The following is a 16,562-nucleotide window of genomic DNA, read 5'->3' on the forward strand; positions in this document are numbered from 1 at the left end:
TGAAGTATGACAAAAACTACAGAATCCTGGGGATCCAGGGTTGGGCTTATTCTTGCAATGGCAGGGAACGCCGTGGGACTGGGGAATTTTTTACGTTTTCCGGTGCAGGCAGTGCAAAACGGAGGGGGAGCTTTTATCATACCCTACCTGGTATGTTTTCTTTTGATGGGGATTCCTTTGTTGTTTATAGAATGGTCTTCCGGGAGATACGGAGGACGGTTTGGCAATCACAGTACCCCTTACATCCTCGATACGATGACCAAAGGAAGGGTGCTGAAGTATATAGGTGTATTCGGTATATTTACCAATATTGCCGTAGCTGCTTATTACGCCTATATAGAATCGTGGACGATGTCTTATGTATTGCATTCCGTAAAAGGAACTTTTATAGGGATGGACCAGTCCGATGTTGCCAACTTCTTCCTGTCTTATACCGATGTTCTTCACAGTACCACGGGAATTCCTTATGAAGCCGTTATTTTCTATATACTCTGTCTGGCCATTAATGTATATGTGCTTTCCAAAGGGCTTGGAGGAGTGGAGAAAGTGGCCAAAATAGGAATGCCTTTGCTTATTCTTTTCGGAGTAGTACTTGCTGTAAGAGGGCTAACTCTTGGAACGAGCGGTGCTTCGGAAACATTCCCGGATGCCAATGCCTGGGACGGATTGAACTTTCTATGGACACCGCAATACGAATCCATACTGGATCTTAAAGTGTGGATGGCCGCGGCCGGGCAGATATTCTTTACGCTTTCCGTGGGAATGGGTACCGTGCACTGCTATGCCGCTTATGTAAAAAGTAAGGATGACATTGCTCTGAACTCCGTTTCAGCAGGTTTTATGAATGAATTTATAGAAGTGGCTATAGGAAGTTCTATTGTTATTCCCATAGCTGCGGGATATCTGGGGATGGACTGGGTAATGGAAAATGCCGGTTTCGGTATGGCCTTCCAGACCATGCCGTATCTCTTCCAGCAATGGGGAACATTATTCGCGGCCATTGCCGGGGTCATGTGGTTTGGCTTATTGTTCTTCTCCGGCATAACCAGTTCTCTTGCCATGGGAACACCTTGTGTGAGTTTTATGCAGGACGAATTTGGCTGGAACCGGAAAAAAGGAGCCTGGGCTTTTGGTCTGGTAACCCTTATAATGGGCTTGCCAACCGTGTTTTTCTTCCAGGAAGGGGTCTTTGATGAATATGATTATTGGGCCGGAACGGTAAGCCTTGTCGTCTTTGCCATGATGGAAACCATACTCTTTTCGTGGGTATTTGGTCTGAAGAAGGGATGGAGAGAGATCAATATGGGAGCCGATATAAAAATTCCGGGTATCTATAAATACATAATCAAGTTTGTGACCCCGGTGATATTAATTGTGGTTTTCCTGGGAACACTATTTGCCCCGAAAGGGAACGATTGGTCAGGTAATATCCGTAGCCTGTTCTCCGGAAACGGATGGACGCTGGATAATCTTTCCATAATTAACAAGATCACTAATACAGGGCTCAGGCAACAGATTGCGGAAGCGACAGACCCTATGGAGATCCAGAGATTGCAGGATAATCTTTCTGCGGTAAATATGGCCAGAGGATTCCTTTTGGCACTGCTGATATTTATTTTAGTATTAATTTATGTATCTTATAAGAAAAGAGTCAGAGAAGGGAGGGTAACAAGAGTATGAATATAACAGCATTAATAACCATGATACTTGCACAGGGTGTAGTAACAGCCATCGCTGGATATTTCTTTTACAAGGTTATGGTAACGCCGCCTAAACAGGAACCGGATTCTTATTCGGAAAACGATGATGTAACGCCACGGCAGGAATAAATGCCCGGCTAAATAATACAATGTCATGAAGATATGGTCCCACTTCCGTTTCGATAAGAAAGAGAGAAGTGGGATTTTCTTTTTGTTAATACTTATCCTGGTAGTTCAGGGCGTATATATCGCATCCGGTTTTCTGTTTACAACAAAAAAGGAAGAAGTTAAAGAAGACGGATTGAATGTTTTCCGGGCAAGAATAGATTCACTTCGCACCCGGGGAAGGAAGAAGGATACCGTATATCCCTTTAATCCCAATTACCTTTCTGACCACAAGGCGTACATGTTGGGGATGAGTGTGGTCGAAATAGACAGGCTTTATGCCTACAGGGAGACAGGTGGATTTGTGCATTCCGTTTCGGAATTTGCTGAAATTACCGGGGTCTCCGACTCTTTGTTGCACAAAATATCCCCTTATTTCCGGTTTCCCGATTTTGCGAAAAGGAAACGATCAAAACAGCCTGTCTCTTCCGGAAAACCGGTTGTGCAAAGCAAAATCAAGCAGGACCTTAATCAGGCTACTGCCCGGGATTTAAGGGTTGTTTCCGGGATCGGCGAAAAGCTTTCTGCCCGCATTGTTAAGTACAGGGATCTGCTCGGTGGTTTCTTTCTTGATGCACAGCTTTATGAAGTTTACGGATTGGATTCCGTAACGGTAGAGAGCATCATGGAGCAGTTTGAAGTTGTTGAGTTGCCAGCAATTGAGAAACTGGACATCAATTCCGCATCCCGTAAAGACCTGGCCTCCCTGATATACCTGAGTTGGGAAGAAGCGGGGAAAATAATCGCTTACAGGACGATGGTCGATAAGATAAAATCGGTAGATGAACTCCGTAAAATTGAAGATTTCCGCGGGAAGAAAATTGACAGAATTAAACTATATTTGACGGCACAATAATAAATGGTGTGAAAACAGGAATACGGCAAAAAGCGGGGAAACGAAGGAGAGAACTACATTCTGGAGGTTTTTCTTCATAATTCAGATAACCGTAAGGGCACTATCGGTCGATTATTCTCGTTATAGCGTTTAAATAATGTAGGAGGTTGTGGAATTCACCTCCTGTTTTTTTATCTTTAATTTAGTATTTATAGCTTGCTTTATACTTTTGAACATCGTATTTTTGTAGTGTTTTGTAACTTGATTATCATATATTTAATTAAATAATTGGTTAAATGAATGTCGATATAAATACCGCGATGAATTTCGATTACTCGGAAACCCAGCAAATGGTGAAGGCCTCTGCAAGAGAGTTTGCGGAACAGTTTATAAGGCCCCACATCATGGAGTGGGATGAAAAGCAGGTGTTTCCTGTGGAAGTGTTTAAAAAAGCCGGGGAACTTGGTTTTATGGGTGTTCTTGTTCCTGAAGAGTATGGTGGTTCCGGACTGGGATACCATGAATATATAGCGGTTATTGAAGAAATATCTAGAGTAGACCCTTCCATAGGATTGTCCGTGGCCGCGCATAATTCCCTTTGTACAAACCACATCCTGGAATTTGGCAGTGAAGAACAAAAACGGAAGTGGTTGCCAAAGCTGGCAACGGGTGAATGGATTGGGGCCTGGGGGCTTACGGAACACAATACGGGTTCCGATGCCGGAGGAATGAGTACCACTGCAGTTAAAGAAGGGGACGAATGGGTGCTGAACGGGGCAAAGAACTTTATTACCCACGGAAAGAGTGGCGACGTAGCTGTGGTGATCGTCCGTACGGGGGAAAAAGGAGATTCCAGGGGAATGACCGCCTTTGTTGTGGAAAAAGGGACGCCAGGATTCGGTAGCGGAAAGAAAGAAGACAAACTGGGCATGCGGGCCAGTGAAACGGCGGAATTGGTTTTTGACAACTGCAGGGTTTCCGATGCTAACAGGTTGGGGAATGTGGGAGAAGGTTTTATACAGTCTATGAAAGTGTTGGACGGCGGACGGATATCCATAGGTGCATTGTCTCTGGGGGTATCGAGAGGTGCTTATGAAGCTGCACTGAAATATTCGAAAGAAAGAGTGCAATTCGGAAAGCCGATCTGTGAATTCCAGGGGATTTCCTTTAAACTGGTAGACATGGCCACGGAAATAGAAGTTTCGGAACTGTTACTGCACAAAGCGGCCTTTGGTAAGAATGCGGGAAGGGATATAACCAAGATCAGTGCTATGGCAAAAATGTACGCGTCAGAAGCTTGTGTGAAAATTGCTAATGAGGCTGTTCAGATACATGGCGGGTATGGGTATACCAAAGATTTTCCGGTAGAGAAATTTTACAGGGATTCCAAGTTGTGTACAATCGGGGAAGGGACTACGGAGATACAAAAAGTAGTTATTTCAAGGCAAATCCTGAGATAAGGAATAGTTGTTTATTGTAAAAGTATATATGAAAGTCGGCTGAATTGCGGGCTTTTTTATTGGAAGTATGTTTTTGCAAAAGTTTTCAACACGAAAACGTTTTCATTTTTTATTGATGTTTTTAACATGGTTGTTTTTTGTAGATTTATCAATAATCAATATGTAAAACACTTAAAAAATGAAAATTTTACCTTTAAAATCGATAATTACGAAACGGCTGATTGTTTTTCCTGTTTTGGCCGTTGTTCTTTCCGGCTGTACACCGGAACCGGATCCGGAGGATAAAGGAATAGGTCAGCAGCCGGAAGAACATTATGTGATGTCTGCCCGTGAAGGGCTGAAAGTAATAGGGTCCGGTGTAATGATGCAGGCTTTTTACTGGGATGTTCCCGAGGGTGGTACCTGGTGGAATAATGTGAAAGATAAGGTGGCGGACTGGAGTAATGCCGGAATGGATGCCATATGGCTACCGCCTGTTTCCAAGGCGCATAACGGTGCGTATTCCATGGGATATGATCCTTTTGATTACTTCGACTTCGGGCAATACGACCAGATGGGGAGTGTAGAGACCAGGTTCGGGTCAGCTTCCGAATTGATAAGTCTTGTCGGTGAAGCGCATCAGAATGGTTTGAATGTAATAGCCGATATTGTTATCAATCACAACAGTGGGGGAGATGCAGAGGATAATATTTTTACGGGAGGTCAGACATATACGGATTATAACCCTGCTTCGGGAATGTTTTACCGGGATATGTACGACTTTCATCCCAATGATTACCACTCCAGTGACAGCGGGACCTTCGGAGGTTTTGCCGATTTGTGTCATCATAAGGAAAATGTTCAGAACTGGCTGTGGAAAGACGTGAATTCCGTTGCAAAATACTACAGGGATCAAATAGGTTTTGATGGCTGGAGGTTTGATTATGTCAAGGGCTTTGAGCCCTGGGTTGTGAAGGCATGGACAGATGAGATGGGTGGTTTTGCTGTCGGGGAATACTGGGACGGTAATGCAGCTACACTGGACTGGTGGGCTGGAGAGGCCGGGGCCAGCGCTTTTGATTTTGCTTGTTACTACAGGATGCGCGATGCTTTTGAAGGGAATGATCTTACCAGGCTGAACGATGATATGCTGTGGAAGCGAAATGCGATGCGGTCCGTTACTTTTGTGACGAATCACGATACGGATGAGATCTATTACGGTAAAATGCTGGCTTATGCCTACATACTCACGCACGAAGGGTATCCGACTGTTTTTTACAGGGATTATGAGGAATGGCTGGATAAAGATAAGTTAAACAATCTGATTTGGATACATAATAACCTGGCAGGTGGAAGTACGGATATCCTGTATAGTGATAATGACGAATATATTGCCCGGAGAAACGGACACAATAATCAGGGAATTATAGTCTATATAAATAACTCCGGCTCCCGGCAGGAAAAATGGGTAGACACCAACTGGGGTAATTCTGTTATAAAAGATTATACGGGACATTCCGGTTGGGAACCAGTAACGGAAGCTGACAAAAGGGTTAAAATAGAAGCGCCCTCAAAAGGGTATTCCGTCTGGTCTTTGAAATAGACTTTTTGTACAGTAAAAAAGATGAAATAATTTGGAAGTATAAACTTTAATGTCGTAAGTTTGCAATCCTAAATGAGAGGGGGTGGTAAAGATATGTTAATAATACCGATAAAAGAAGGCGAAAATATAGACAGAGCACTGAAACGTTTCAAGAGAAAATTTGATCGTACAGGGACTATGCGTCAGTTGCGTACCAGGCAACAGTTCACTAAACCTTCAGTGAAGAAAAGAACTCAAATTCAGAAAGCGCAATACATTCAGCATTTGAGAGATCAGGAAGATATTTAATCCTGGTTGTTTTTCATGCTATAATATAGATCTCCCGTATTTTAAATGCGGGAGTTTTTTTATGTCTTTTTTTGGGGCATGATCCGGGTTTGTCTCTTATCTGTTAAAACCTTTCTTCTTCGTTCTTTTAAACGGGTTCAGTTTGTTAACTTTGTCTTTCAAAAGGTTTTCAATATGTCTGTTTTGTCTTTTCTTGAATACCTGCGCTTTGAAAAAAAATATTCGGAGCACACGATTGGTGCTTATGAGAGGGATCTGCATTTCTTCTCGGACTTCTGTATTTCGGGATATGACGTTTCCGGTATTGAGACTGCTTCCTATTCCATGGTGCGAAGTTGGATTGTAGAAATGGTGGATGAAGGGATCTCTAACCGGACCATAAACCGTAAAACAGCTTCGCTGAATGCGTATTACAGGTTTCTCATTAAAATAAAAGCTATAGAGGTGAATCCGCTTGCTGGGCACAAGTCGCTCAAAACCCCGAAAAAGGTGGAAGTGCCTTTTTCGGAAGAAGAGATGTGGGCGGTGCTTCGGGAAATATCGTATGAAGACGATTTTGAAGGGTTTCGCGATAAATGTATAATCGAGCTGTTCTATGCCACGGGGATGCGAAGAAGCGAACTGATAAACCTGAAAGTAGGGGATATCGATTTTTCTGCCCGGACGATAAAAATATTAGGGAAGCGGAATAAAGAGAGGGTGGTGCCGTTACTGGTGCATATGGAAGATGTTCTCCGGGTATATCTCGAGAAGAGGGCTGAGGTGGCTACATCGGCTTCCGGGGATATCTTAATTTTAGTTAAAAACGGAAATAAAATCTATGAAACTCTTGTTTATCGGGTAATAAATAGTTATTTTAGTAAGGTGTCTTTGAAGGTGAAAAGGAGTCCGCATATTTTGAGGCATACTTTTGCGACTCATATACTAAACAAAGGCGCGGATTTAAATTCGGTAAAAGAATTGTTAGGGCATTCCAGTCTCGCTTCCACACAGGTGTATACGCACAATAGCATTGCGCAATTGAAAAAAGTATACGGGGAGGCGCATCCCAGGAATAAAAAATAAATCTTTACCGGAATCAATTAATGTTTAACCCAGAAAGCACCTGTATTTTATCCGGTCAACAAACCCGAGCTCTTACTATAATCTTCTTTTTCCGAAGTGAGTTTGTCCGGTGCAGGATCACTTGCCGGGAATAGTGAATTTGGTAAAGGGTTACGACCACAGCAGAAATATAAGTGGTTTCGCAATACCCAATGCAATGAGAGTAAACATGCAATCAGTGAATTTTACGGCAGATGGAAAACTGGTAAATTTCATTCAGAAGAGGATGGATAAATTGGACAACTACTACGACAGGATCGTATCTTCGGATGTCTATCTGAAAGTAGAAAACACCAGTGTAAAGGAGAACAAGGTCGTAGAGGTTAAAGTCCATGTTCCGGGTGATGAGTTTATAGTTAAAAAACAATGTAAAACGTTCGAAGAAGGACTTGATGTCGCTGTAGGGTCACTGGAACGTGTGTTATTGAAACGCAAGGAAAAACTGAGGGCACACATATAAGCAAAAAATTCAGCAAAAATGTTTTGAATAAAAAAATAAATATATACATTTGCAGTCCGTTAGAAATAGCGGACTTTTTTTATGGTTTGAATTCGGCTAAATACAACCTTTGAAGTTGATAGGAAAAAGGCCGGAAGAAGTGAAGTTGATTTATCCTTGAGCCCCTTTTGTTGAAGGTGTCGGCGTAAATTCGGATCAACTTCGGAAACCGAAAGAATAAGGAGCAAGAGGGGAGATACTCAAGCGGCCAACGAGGACAGACTGTAAATCTGTTGGTTTTTACCTTCGCAGGTTCGAATCCTGCTCTCCCCACATGAAATTTTCGAATAAGCCTGTATTTTTTTAAGTTGGTGTTTTTGGAAATTTCGCGTAAGAGGTGCCTTTTACGGGTTACAGAGCGGTAGTGATGTAATCATTTTGTTCTGTGAGAGAGTGGGATTTTGGAATTTATTAAAATTGCGGGAGTAGCTCAGTTGGTAGAGCGTCAGCCTTCCAAGCTGAATGTCGCGAGTTCGAACCTCGTCTCCCGCTCTGTAAAACCGGTGTTTTGTGAAAAGAAAGCTGGTTAGATTGCCGACGTAGCTCAGGGGTAGAGCGTTTCCTTGGTAAGGAAGAGGTCACGGGTTCAATTCCCGTCGTTGGCTCACGGAGAACTTAAATTTGAACACTAATATATATAACTAAGATTAAATTATTAAATCATGGCAAAGGAAACATTTGATCGTTCCAAACCCCACTTGAATATTGGTACTATTGGACACGTGGATCATGGTAAAACAACTTTAACTGCAGCTATAACTAAAGTTTTGGCGGATGCCGGTTTTTCTGAAGCAAGAAGCTTTGATCAGATTGATAATGCTCCGGAAGAAAAAGAAAGAGGTATTACAATTAATACTTCTCACGTAGAATATCAGACGGCTAACCGTCACTATGCACACGTTGACTGTCCTGGTCACGCCGATTACGTAAAGAACATGGTTACCGGTGCTGCTCAGATGGACGGTGCTATCCTGGTGGTTGCTGCTACCGATGGTCCTATGCCGCAAACTCGTGAGCATATCCTTCTTGGACGTCAGGTAGGTGTGCCGAGAATCGTAGTTTTCCTTAATAAAGTTGACCTTGTTGATGATGCTGAATTGCTCGAGCTTGTAGATATGGAAGTGAGAGATCTGTTGAGTTTCTATGAGTACGATGGAGATAATGGTCCTGTAATTCAAGGTTCAGCTCTTGGAGCTCTTAACGGAGAGCAACAATGGGTAGATACAGTTATGGAGTTGATGGAAGCTGTAGATAACTGGATCGAATTGCCTGAGAGAGATATAGATAAGGACTTTCTTATGCCTGTTGAGGATGTGTTTACAATTACAGGTCGTGGTACTGTTGCAACAGGACGTATCGAAACCGGGGTTGCTAAAACAGGAGATGGTGTAGAGATCATCGGTATGGGGGTTGAAAAACTTACTTCTACTATTACCGGGGTTGAGATGTTTCGTAAAATATTGGATAGAGGTGAAGCCGGAGATAACGTAGGTCTTCTTTTGAGAGGTATTGAAAAGACTCAGATCCGAAGAGGTATGGTAATCTGTAAGCCCGGATCAGTAAAACCTCATGCTAAATTCAAAGCAGAGGTGTATATCCTTAAGAAAGAAGAAGGTGGTCGTCACACTCCTTTCCATAATAACTATCGTCCTCAGTTCTATGTACGTACAACTGACGTAACAGGTACTATTTCTCTTCCTGATGGAGTAGAAATGGTGATGCCGGGAGATAACCTTACGATTACAGTAGAGCTTCTTCAGCCTATTGCTCTTAACGTAGGTCTTCGATTCGCTATCCGTGAAGGTGGTAGAACAGTTGGAGCCGGGCAGGTAACAGAAATATTAGACTAATCACGGTCTTAAATTTATAAGTAAAAGCCGGGAGATACCTTTCTTGTTTAGGTTCTTCCGGCTTTACCAACGGGTGTAGTTCAAGGGTAGAATAGCGGTCTCCAAAACCGTTGATGGGAGTTCGAATCTCTCCACCCGTGCAAAGTAAAAAAAGATGACAGTAGTAGGTTATATAAAAGAATCCTTCATAGAGTTAAAAAACAACGTTACCTGGCCAACCTGGGCTGAAGGGCAGAAGTTGATGGTTGTGGTGGCAGTTTTTTCTATATTGTTTTCTTTGGCTATATGGGGAATTGATGTGGCTTTTGGAGAGCTTATCAGTTTGTATTATAGTAAATTAAGTTAACATACGAATAGATTGCAATGGCAGAAGCATTAGTGAAACGGTGGTATGTGGTAAGGGCGGTCAGCGGTCAGGAGAACAAGGTGAAGTCTTACATCGAAAACGAAGTGGCTCGTCTTGGCTATTCCGATTATGTGGATGAAGTACTTGTGCCTACCGAAAAAGTAGTCCAGATACGCAATGGTAAGAAAGTAAATAAGGAAAGGGTTTATTTTCCCGGTTATGTGATGGTGAAAGCTAATCTTGGCGGGGAAGTGACACATATTATAAAGTCTATTACCGGTGTTATCGGCTTTCTCGGAGAGGTTAAAGGAGGAGATCCCGTACCTTTACGCAAATCTGAAGTGAACAGGATGCTTGGTAAGGTGGATGAGTTGTCTGTGAAGACAGATAATATGGTTATTCCGTATGCTGTCGGGGAAACTGTAAAAGTTATAGATGGACCTTTCAACGGTTTTAATGGAACTGTTGAGAAGGTAAATGAAGAAAAGCGAAAGCTGGAGGTAATGGTGAAGATATTCGGAAGAAAGACACCGCTGGAGCTGAGTTATATGCAAGTAGAGAAAATTTAAAATGTTACAAACAGAAGTGTCTTTTGCTTCCTTAAATAAAGACGCTTCCTTATATTAAATTCTGAACAATGGCAAAAGAAGTTAGTAAAGTAGTTAAACTACAAGTTAGGGGAGGTGCTGCGAATCCGTCGCCACCGGTTGGACCCGCTTTAGGTGCTGCCGGCGTTAACATCATGGAGTTCTGTAAGCAGTTTAATGCGCGTACACAGGACAAACAGGGTAAAGTAGTACCCGTTGTTATCACGGTTTATAAAGATAAGTCATTTGACTTTATCATAAAGACACCGCCGGCGGCAGTTCAATTGAAGGAAGCGGCTAAGATTAAAAGTGGTTCCGGAGAGCCTAACCGTAAGAAGGTGGCCAGCATTACCTGGGATCAGGTAAGAGCTATTGCCGAAGACAAAATGCAGGATCTTAATGCGTTTACCGTAGAGTCTGCCATGAGTATGGTAGCGGGTACCGCGAGATCTATGGGGTTAACGGTTAGTGGTGAGAAGCCTTTTTAAATCTTAAAAGACAAGGGAAATGGCAAAATTGACGAAAAAGCAAAAAGAAGCTTTAGCTAAAATAGACAGAAATAAGCTGTATTCGGTAAATGAGGCTTCTGCTTTGGTTAAAGAGATAACCAATGTGAAATTTGATGCTTCTGTAGACATTGCTGTAAGGCTTGGTGTAGATCCGCGTAAAGCGAACCAGATGGTTCGTGGGGTGGTTACATTACCGCACGGAACCGGTAAGGATGTAAAAGTTCTTGCTTTGGTAACGCCGGATAAAGAAGCTGAGGCAAAAGAAGCTGGAGCAGATTATGTAGGTCTTGACGAATATCTGCAAAAGATAAAAGACGGCTGGACAGATGTTGATGTTATTATTACCATGCCTAGTGTTATGGGGAAATTAGGGCCGCTGGGACGTATTCTCGGACCTCGCGGATTGATGCCTAATCCTAAAACCGGTACGGTAACTATGGACGTGGCTAAAGCTGTCGGTGAAGTAAAAGCCGGTAAAATCGATTTTAAGGTGGATAAAACCGGAATCGTTCACGCCGCTATAGGAAAAGCTTCATTTACTCCGGATAAACTTGCCGGAAATGCGAATGAATTGATTCAAACTTTAATTAAACTAAAACCAACTGCAGCTAAAGGTACATACATTAGGAGTATTCACTTGTCCAGTACAATGAGTCCCGGTGTACCTGTAGACCCTAAGGCAGTTTAATTGGTAGTTAATAATTCTTTTAATCATGACGAGAGAAGAAAAAGCAACAGTAATCAGTGATTTAACTGCACAATTGGCAGATAATGCAAATATCTACCTTGCAGATATATCTGGCTTGGATGCGACAGCTACCTCTAATTTGCGTAGGGCGTGTTTCAAAGCTAATGTGAAACTGGCGGTGGTAAAGAATACATTGCTTTCTAAAGCAATGGAAGCGTCTGATAAAGATTTTGGTGAGTTGCCTTCTATTTTGAAAGGTAATACATCTCTGATGTTCTCCGAAACAGGTAATGTTCCTGCAAAATTGATAAAGGATTTCCGTAAGAAATCGGATAAACCCCTGTTGAAAGGTGCCTTTATCGCAGAAGCGATCTATATCGGGGACGAGCAACTGGATGCCCTGGTTAACATTAAATCTAAAGAAGAAGTTATCGGGGATATCATCGGATTGCTGCAATCTCCTGCTAAGAACGTTATTTCCGGTCTTAAGTCCGGAGGTGGAAAACTTGCAGGTATCCTTAAAACTTTATCAGAGAAAGAATAAGTACGCACTTAATAACAATTATATTTTAAAATTCTAAAAACGATAGAAATGGCAGATTTGAAAGATTTTGCAGAACAATTAGTTAACTTAACAGTAAAAGAAGTAAACGAGTTAGCTGACATATTGAAAGAAGAATACGGTATAGAGCCTGCTGCTGCGGCAGTTGCTGTTGCCGGAGGTGCTGCTGCTGCCGGAGGAGGAGAAGCTGCTGAAGAAAAAACTGAATTTGATGTAATCCTTAAAGCTGCCGGTGGATCTAAATTGGCAGTTGTTAAACTGGTAAAAGAACTTACCGGACTTGGACTTAAAGAAGCTAAAGAGATCGTAGACAGCGCTCCTAAAGCTATCAAAGAAGGAATTTCTAAAGACGAAGCAGAAGGAATCAAATCTTCTTTAGAAGAAGCCGGAGCAGAGGTTGAACTTAAATAAGTTCCCTGAGCTTTAAAGCCTTGGTTTAGGTCTTTTCGCTGTGTGCGAACTAGGCCTAAACCCTTTTGCATATATAATTATATGCGTTGTAATACTTATATTTTAATCAAAATTTTGTCCATTGATGTTCACAAATCAGACTGAAAGAATAAGTTTCGCCTCGGCCAAGAACACACCGGATTATCCCGATTTCTTGGACATTCAGATTCAATCGTTCCAGGATTTCTTCCAGCTGGAAACCAAATCTGAAGAGAGAGGACGTGAAGGGTTGTATAACACCTTCATGGAAAACTTCCCGATTACTGATACACGCAATCAGTTTGTATTAGAATTTTTAGATTATTTTGTGGACCCTCCAAGGTATACCATCCAGGAATGTATTGAAAGAGGGTTAACTTATAGTGTGCCTTTGAAAGCGAGGTTGAAACTGTATTGTACCGATCCGGAACACGAGGACTTCGAAACAATAGTACAGGATGTTTATCTGGGTACCATACCATATATGACACCCAGCGGTACTTTTGTTATCAATGGAGCCGAAAGGGTTGTAGTATCCCAGCTGCACCGTTCTCCCGGAGTGTTCTTTGGGCAATCGTTCCATGCAAACGGAACAAAACTGTATTCTGCCAGGGTGATACCTTTTAAAGGTTCCTGGATAGAATTTGCTACCGATATTAACAGTGTCATGTACGCGTATATCGATAGGAAGAAAAAATTACCGGTAACAACCCTGTTCAGGGCCATAGGTTTTGAAAGGGATAAGGATATCCTTGAGATCTTTGACCTTGCCGAGGAAGTTAAAGTTTCCAAAACAGGTCTTAAGAAAGTATTGGGGCGAAAGCTTGCGGCAAGGGTGCTGAACACATGGCATGAGGATTTTGTGGATGAAGATACCGGGGAAGTGGTTTCCATCGAGCGTAACGAGATCGTACTCGACAGGGATACCATACTTGAAAAAGACCATATAGATGAAATTATCGATGCAGATGTAAAGACCATCCTCCTTCACAAGGAAGACAGTCTAACGGCCGACTATGCGATAATTCACAATACATTGCAAAAAGACCCTACCAACTCCGAAAAAGAGGCGGTAGAACACATATACAGACAATTGCGTAATGCGGAACCGCCCGATGAGGAGACCGCACGAGGAATTATCGATAAACTTTTCTTTTCCGATCAACGATACAATCTCGGAGATGTAGGGCGTTACAGGATGAACAAGAAGTTAGGACTCAATATCGATATGGATAAACAAGTCCTGACCAAAGAAGATATCATCACCATTATTAAGTACCTGATAGAACTTATCAGTGCCAAAGCAGAAGTGGATGATATTGACCACTTGTCCAACAGACGTGTAAGAACGGTTGGAGAGCAACTGTCTGCACAATTCGGTGTAGGTCTGGCACGTATGGCCAGGACTATCCGGGAACGTATGAACGTTAGGGATAACGAGGTATTTACCCCGATAGACCTGATCAATGCCAAAACCCTGTCATCCGTTATTAACTCTTTCTTCGGTACCAACCAGTTGTCCCAATTTATGGACCAGACAAACCCGTTGGCCGAGATCACACACAAGAGACGTCTGTCTGCCCTGGGGCCGGGAGGTCTTTCCAGAGAGAGAGCCGGATTTGAAGTACGTGACGTACACTATACGCATTACGGACGTCTTTGCCCGATTGAAACACCGGAAGGACCGAACATCGGTTTGATTTCTTCCCTGAGTGTTTTTGCAAAGGTAAATAGCATGGGATTCATTGAAACTCCGTATCGGAAAGTGGAGAACGGGAAAGTGGATGTGTCCGAATTTGTATATCTGAGTGCAGAAGAGGAAGAAGAGAAACTCATCGCCCAGGCGAATATTCCGCTTGACGATGACGGAACTATTCTGAAAGATAAAGTTATTGCACGTGAGGAAGGTGACTTCCCGGTAGTTGACCCTGCGCAGGTACATTATACCGATGTGGCGCCAAACCAGATCGCTTCCATATCCGCATCACTCATTCCGTTCCTGGAGCACGATGATGCGAACCGCGCCCTGATGGGATCTAACATGATGCGTCAGGCCGTGCCGATACTGAAGCCCGATTCACCTATTGTAGGTACCGGACTGGAAAGAAGGGTAGCCTCCGATTCCAGGGTGCTTATCAATGCCGAGGGTAATGGCGTTGTGGAATATGTGGACGCCCAGAGAATAACTATTAAATACGACAGAACGGAAGAAGAAAAGCTGGTGAGTTTTGACGATGATTCCAAAACATACGAGCTGATCAAATTCCGTAAGACAAACCAGGGAACTTCCATTAACCTGAAGCCTATCGTTCAGAAAGGAGACCGGGTAGCAAAAGGACAGGTACTTTGCGAAGGTTATGCGACCCAGCAGGGAGAGCTTGCGCTGGGAAGGAACATGCAGGTAGCTTTCATGCCCTGGAAAGGGTATAACTTTGAGGATGCGATCGTGATCTCGGAGAAAGTGGTACGTGAAGATATCTTTACATCCATCCATATTGATGAATATTCCCTTGAAGTGAGGGACACCAAACTCGGAGCGGAAGAACTGACGAATGATATCCCGAACGTTTCAGAAGAGGCTACAAAGGACCTTGACGAACAGGGAATGATCAGGATCGGTGCCGAGGTAAAACCCGGAGATATCCTTATCGGTAAAATTACACCGAAAGGAGAGTCCGATCCGACACCGGAAGAAAAACTGCTTCGTGCGATCTTCGGGGACAAAGCGGGAGACGTAAAAGACGCGTCTCTGAAAGCTTCTCCTTCGTTGAATGGGGTGGTGATCGACAAAAAACTGTTCTCCAGAGCTATTAAAGATAAACGAAAGAGAGCAAAAGACAAGGAAGATATCGCCAAACTGGACCTGGAATACAACACCAAGTTCGAAAACCTGAAGAGTGTACTTATAGAAAAGCTGTTTACCCTCGTAAACGGAAAAACTTCACAAGGCGTATTGAATGATCTGGGAGAGGAAGTATTGCCGAAAGGTAAGAAATACACCCTGAAAATGCTCAACGGTGTGGATGACTTCGCTCACCTGGTTGGAGGAACGTGGACTACGGACGATCATACCAATGTATTGATAGCCGATCTGCTTCACAATTACAAGATTAAACTGAACGACCTTCAGGGAGCGTTGCGAAGAGATAAGTTTACTATTTCCGTAGGAGATGAACTTCCTGCGGGGATCATGAAACTTGCCAAGATCTATATCGCTAAGAAACGTAAGCTGAAAGTTGGGGATAAAATGGCCGGACGCCACGGTAACAAAGGTATTGTGGCCCGTATTGTTCGCCAGGAAGATATGCCTTTCCTGGAAGACGGAACACCGGTAGACATAGTGCTCAACCCTCTTGGGGTACCTTCCCGTATGAACATCGGGCAGATATACGAAACCGTGCTCGGATGGGCCGGTAAAAAACTGGGCAGGAAATTCGCCACACCTATCTTTGATGGTGCTTCACTGGACGAGATCAACAAGTATACCGATCAGGCAGGAGTGCCGAGATTCGGACATACCTATCTCTATGACGGTGGTACCGGTGAGCGTTTTGACCAGGCTGCGACCGTAGGGGTGATCTATATGATCAAACTGGGGCACATGATCGATGACAAAATGCACGCCCGTTCTATCGGACCTTACTCACTTATCACGCAGCAACCGCTCGGAGGTAAGGCACAGTTCGGTGGACAGCGTTTCGGAGAGATGGAAGTATGGGCATTGGAAGCCTATGGGGCATCCAGCACGCTAAGGGAAATACTTACCGTGAAGTCCGATGATGTTATCGGTAGGGCGAAAACCTACGAAGCAATCGTGAAAGGAGAGGCCATGCCGGAACCCGGACTGCCCGAATCTTTCAACGTATTGATGCACGAACTCAAAGGTCTGGGACTCGATATCAGACTGGAGGAATAATTTATACAACGAGGTTTACGGCAATCCGTCTACGGACAGGTT

At 43.3% G+C, this 16,562-nt stretch carries 16 protein-coding genes and 4 tRNA genes; all 20 read left to right on the forward strand.

What is annotated here, in order from left to right:
- The first annotated feature begins 6 nt into the window (after positions 1 to 6).
- The 20 genes from ACVBDY_RS14690 to rpoB all read left to right on the forward strand — a co-directional run bounded on the left by ACVBDY_RS14690 (position 7) and on the right by rpoB (position 16,520).
- Positions 7 to 1,680, forward strand: a complete 1,674-nt coding sequence (locus ACVBDY_RS14690) for a sodium-dependent transporter (RefSeq protein ID WP_447176221.1) — start codon at positions 7 to 9, stop codon at positions 1,678 to 1,680.
- Complete coding sequence (locus tag ACVBDY_RS14695) at positions 1,677 to 1,829, forward strand: hypothetical protein (protein ID WP_447176222.1); 153 nt, start codon at positions 1,677 to 1,679, stop codon at positions 1,827 to 1,829. The genes ACVBDY_RS14690 and ACVBDY_RS14695 overlap by 4 nt, the downstream gene beginning before the upstream one ends.
- A 25-nt stretch (positions 1,830 to 1,854) precedes the next feature.
- Entirely contained in the window at positions 1,855 to 2,721 is an 867-nt protein-coding gene (locus ACVBDY_RS14700; RefSeq protein WP_447176223.1) for a ComEA family DNA-binding protein, read from the forward strand.
- Positions 2,722 to 3,020: 299 nt separating this feature from the next.
- Positions 3,021 to 4,160, forward strand: a complete 1,140-nt coding sequence (locus ACVBDY_RS14705; protein ID WP_447176319.1) for an acyl-CoA dehydrogenase family protein — start codon at positions 3,021 to 3,023, stop codon at positions 4,158 to 4,160.
- Between the two features lie 178 nt (positions 4,161 to 4,338).
- A complete protein-coding gene (locus ACVBDY_RS14710) occupies positions 4,339 to 5,742 on the forward strand; it encodes an alpha-amylase (RefSeq protein ID WP_447176224.1) in 1,404 nt (467 codons plus the stop codon).
- Positions 5,743 to 5,835: 93 nt separating this feature from the next.
- Complete coding sequence (rpsU, locus tag ACVBDY_RS14715; protein WP_123216355.1) at positions 5,836 to 6,030, forward strand: 30S ribosomal protein S21; 195 nt, start codon at positions 5,836 to 5,838, stop codon at positions 6,028 to 6,030.
- Between the two features lie 174 nt (positions 6,031 to 6,204).
- Positions 6,205 to 7,095 (forward strand): tyrosine-type recombinase/integrase, encoded by an 891-nt coding sequence (locus ACVBDY_RS14720; RefSeq protein ID WP_447176225.1) that lies wholly within the window; start codon positions 6,205 to 6,207, stop codon positions 7,093 to 7,095.
- Positions 7,096 to 7,291: 196 nt separating this feature from the next.
- The gene (hpf, locus tag ACVBDY_RS14725; RefSeq protein WP_447176226.1) at positions 7,292 to 7,594 is read left to right on the forward strand and encodes a ribosome hibernation-promoting factor, HPF/YfiA family; all 303 of its coding nucleotides are present in this window, start codon (positions 7,292 to 7,294) and stop codon (positions 7,592 to 7,594) included.
- 229 nt (positions 7,595 to 7,823) lie between these two features.
- Positions 7,824 to 7,906 (forward strand) — tRNA-Tyr (locus ACVBDY_RS14730).
- Between the two features lie 146 nt (positions 7,907 to 8,052).
- Positions 8,053 to 8,125: transfer RNA gene (locus ACVBDY_RS14735), tRNA-Gly, on the forward strand.
- A 41-nt stretch (positions 8,126 to 8,166) separates the two neighbouring features.
- Positions 8,167 to 8,238 (forward strand) — tRNA-Thr (locus tag ACVBDY_RS14740).
- A gap of 57 nt (positions 8,239 to 8,295) precedes the next feature.
- Positions 8,296 to 9,483, forward strand: a complete 1,188-nt coding sequence (gene tuf / locus ACVBDY_RS14745; protein WP_447176227.1) for an elongation factor Tu — start codon at positions 8,296 to 8,298, stop codon at positions 9,481 to 9,483.
- A gap of 69 nt (positions 9,484 to 9,552) precedes the next feature.
- Positions 9,553 to 9,623, forward strand: a tRNA-Trp gene (locus ACVBDY_RS14750).
- 14 nt (positions 9,624 to 9,637) lie between these two features.
- On the forward strand, positions 9,638 to 9,829 hold the full coding sequence (gene secE, locus ACVBDY_RS14755; protein ID WP_447176228.1) for a preprotein translocase subunit SecE: 192 nt from the start codon (positions 9,638 to 9,640) through the stop codon (positions 9,827 to 9,829).
- Between the two features lie 17 nt (positions 9,830 to 9,846).
- Entirely contained in the window at positions 9,847 to 10,398 is a 552-nt protein-coding gene (nusG, locus tag ACVBDY_RS14760) for a transcription termination/antitermination protein NusG (RefSeq protein WP_447176229.1), read from the forward strand.
- 68 nt (positions 10,399 to 10,466) lie between these two features.
- On the forward strand, positions 10,467 to 10,904 hold the full coding sequence (gene rplK / locus ACVBDY_RS14765; RefSeq protein ID WP_447176230.1) for a 50S ribosomal protein L11: 438 nt from the start codon (positions 10,467 to 10,469) through the stop codon (positions 10,902 to 10,904).
- A gap of 19 nt (positions 10,905 to 10,923) precedes the next feature.
- Positions 10,924 to 11,613, forward strand: a complete 690-nt coding sequence (rplA, locus tag ACVBDY_RS14770) for a 50S ribosomal protein L1 (RefSeq protein ID WP_447176231.1) — start codon at positions 10,924 to 10,926, stop codon at positions 11,611 to 11,613.
- 25 nt (positions 11,614 to 11,638) lie between these two features.
- Positions 11,639 to 12,157: a 50S ribosomal protein L10 gene (rplJ, locus tag ACVBDY_RS14775; protein ID WP_123216360.1), complete on the forward strand. Its 519-nt coding sequence runs from the start codon at positions 11,639 to 11,641 to the stop codon at positions 12,155 to 12,157.
- A gap of 48 nt (positions 12,158 to 12,205) precedes the next feature.
- Positions 12,206 to 12,586 (forward strand): 50S ribosomal protein L7/L12, encoded by a 381-nt coding sequence (rplL, locus tag ACVBDY_RS14780; protein WP_447176232.1) that lies wholly within the window; start codon positions 12,206 to 12,208, stop codon positions 12,584 to 12,586.
- Between the two features lie 124 nt (positions 12,587 to 12,710).
- Positions 12,711 to 16,520, forward strand: coding sequence for a DNA-directed RNA polymerase subunit beta (gene rpoB / locus ACVBDY_RS14785; RefSeq protein ID WP_447176233.1), 3,810 nt, complete (start codon positions 12,711 to 12,713; stop codon positions 16,518 to 16,520).
- Positions 16,521 to 16,562: the final 42 nt, after the last annotated feature.

Source organism: Sinomicrobium halophytocola (assembly GCF_052983395.1).

Bases quoted from the DNA above. Each gene is read 5' to 3' on its own strand.
- ACVBDY_RS14690 (WP_447176221.1), top strand. From the start codon at position 7: ATGACAAAAACTACAGAATCCTGGGGATCCAGGGTTGGGCTTATTCTT.
- ACVBDY_RS14695 (WP_447176222.1), top strand. From the start codon at position 1,677: ATGAATATAACAGCATTAATAACCATGATACTTGCACAGGGTGTAGTA.
- ACVBDY_RS14700 (WP_447176223.1), top strand. From the start codon at position 1,855: ATGAAGATATGGTCCCACTTCCGTTTCGATAAGAAAGAGAGAAGTGGG.
- ACVBDY_RS14705 (WP_447176319.1), top strand. From the start codon at position 3,021: ATGAATTTCGATTACTCGGAAACCCAGCAAATGGTGAAGGCCTCTGCA.
- ACVBDY_RS14710 (WP_447176224.1), top strand. From the start codon at position 4,339: ATGAAAATTTTACCTTTAAAATCGATAATTACGAAACGGCTGATTGTT.
- rpsU (WP_123216355.1), top strand. From the start codon at position 5,836: ATGTTAATAATACCGATAAAAGAAGGCGAAAATATAGACAGAGCACTG.
- ACVBDY_RS14720 (WP_447176225.1), top strand. From the start codon at position 6,205: ATGTCTGTTTTGTCTTTTCTTGAATACCTGCGCTTTGAAAAAAAATAT.
- hpf (WP_447176226.1), top strand. From the start codon at position 7,292: ATGAGAGTAAACATGCAATCAGTGAATTTTACGGCAGATGGAAAACTG.
- tuf (WP_447176227.1), top strand. From the start codon at position 8,296: ATGGCAAAGGAAACATTTGATCGTTCCAAACCCCACTTGAATATTGGT.
- secE (WP_447176228.1), top strand. From the start codon at position 9,638: ATGACAGTAGTAGGTTATATAAAAGAATCCTTCATAGAGTTAAAAAAC.
- nusG (WP_447176229.1), top strand. From the start codon at position 9,847: ATGGCAGAAGCATTAGTGAAACGGTGGTATGTGGTAAGGGCGGTCAGC.
- rplK (WP_447176230.1), top strand. From the start codon at position 10,467: ATGGCAAAAGAAGTTAGTAAAGTAGTTAAACTACAAGTTAGGGGAGGT.
- rplA (WP_447176231.1), top strand. From the start codon at position 10,924: ATGGCAAAATTGACGAAAAAGCAAAAAGAAGCTTTAGCTAAAATAGAC.
- rplJ (WP_123216360.1), top strand. From the start codon at position 11,639: ATGACGAGAGAAGAAAAAGCAACAGTAATCAGTGATTTAACTGCACAA.
- rplL (WP_447176232.1), top strand. From the start codon at position 12,206: ATGGCAGATTTGAAAGATTTTGCAGAACAATTAGTTAACTTAACAGTA.
- rpoB (WP_447176233.1), top strand. From the start codon at position 12,711: ATGTTCACAAATCAGACTGAAAGAATAAGTTTCGCCTCGGCCAAGAAC.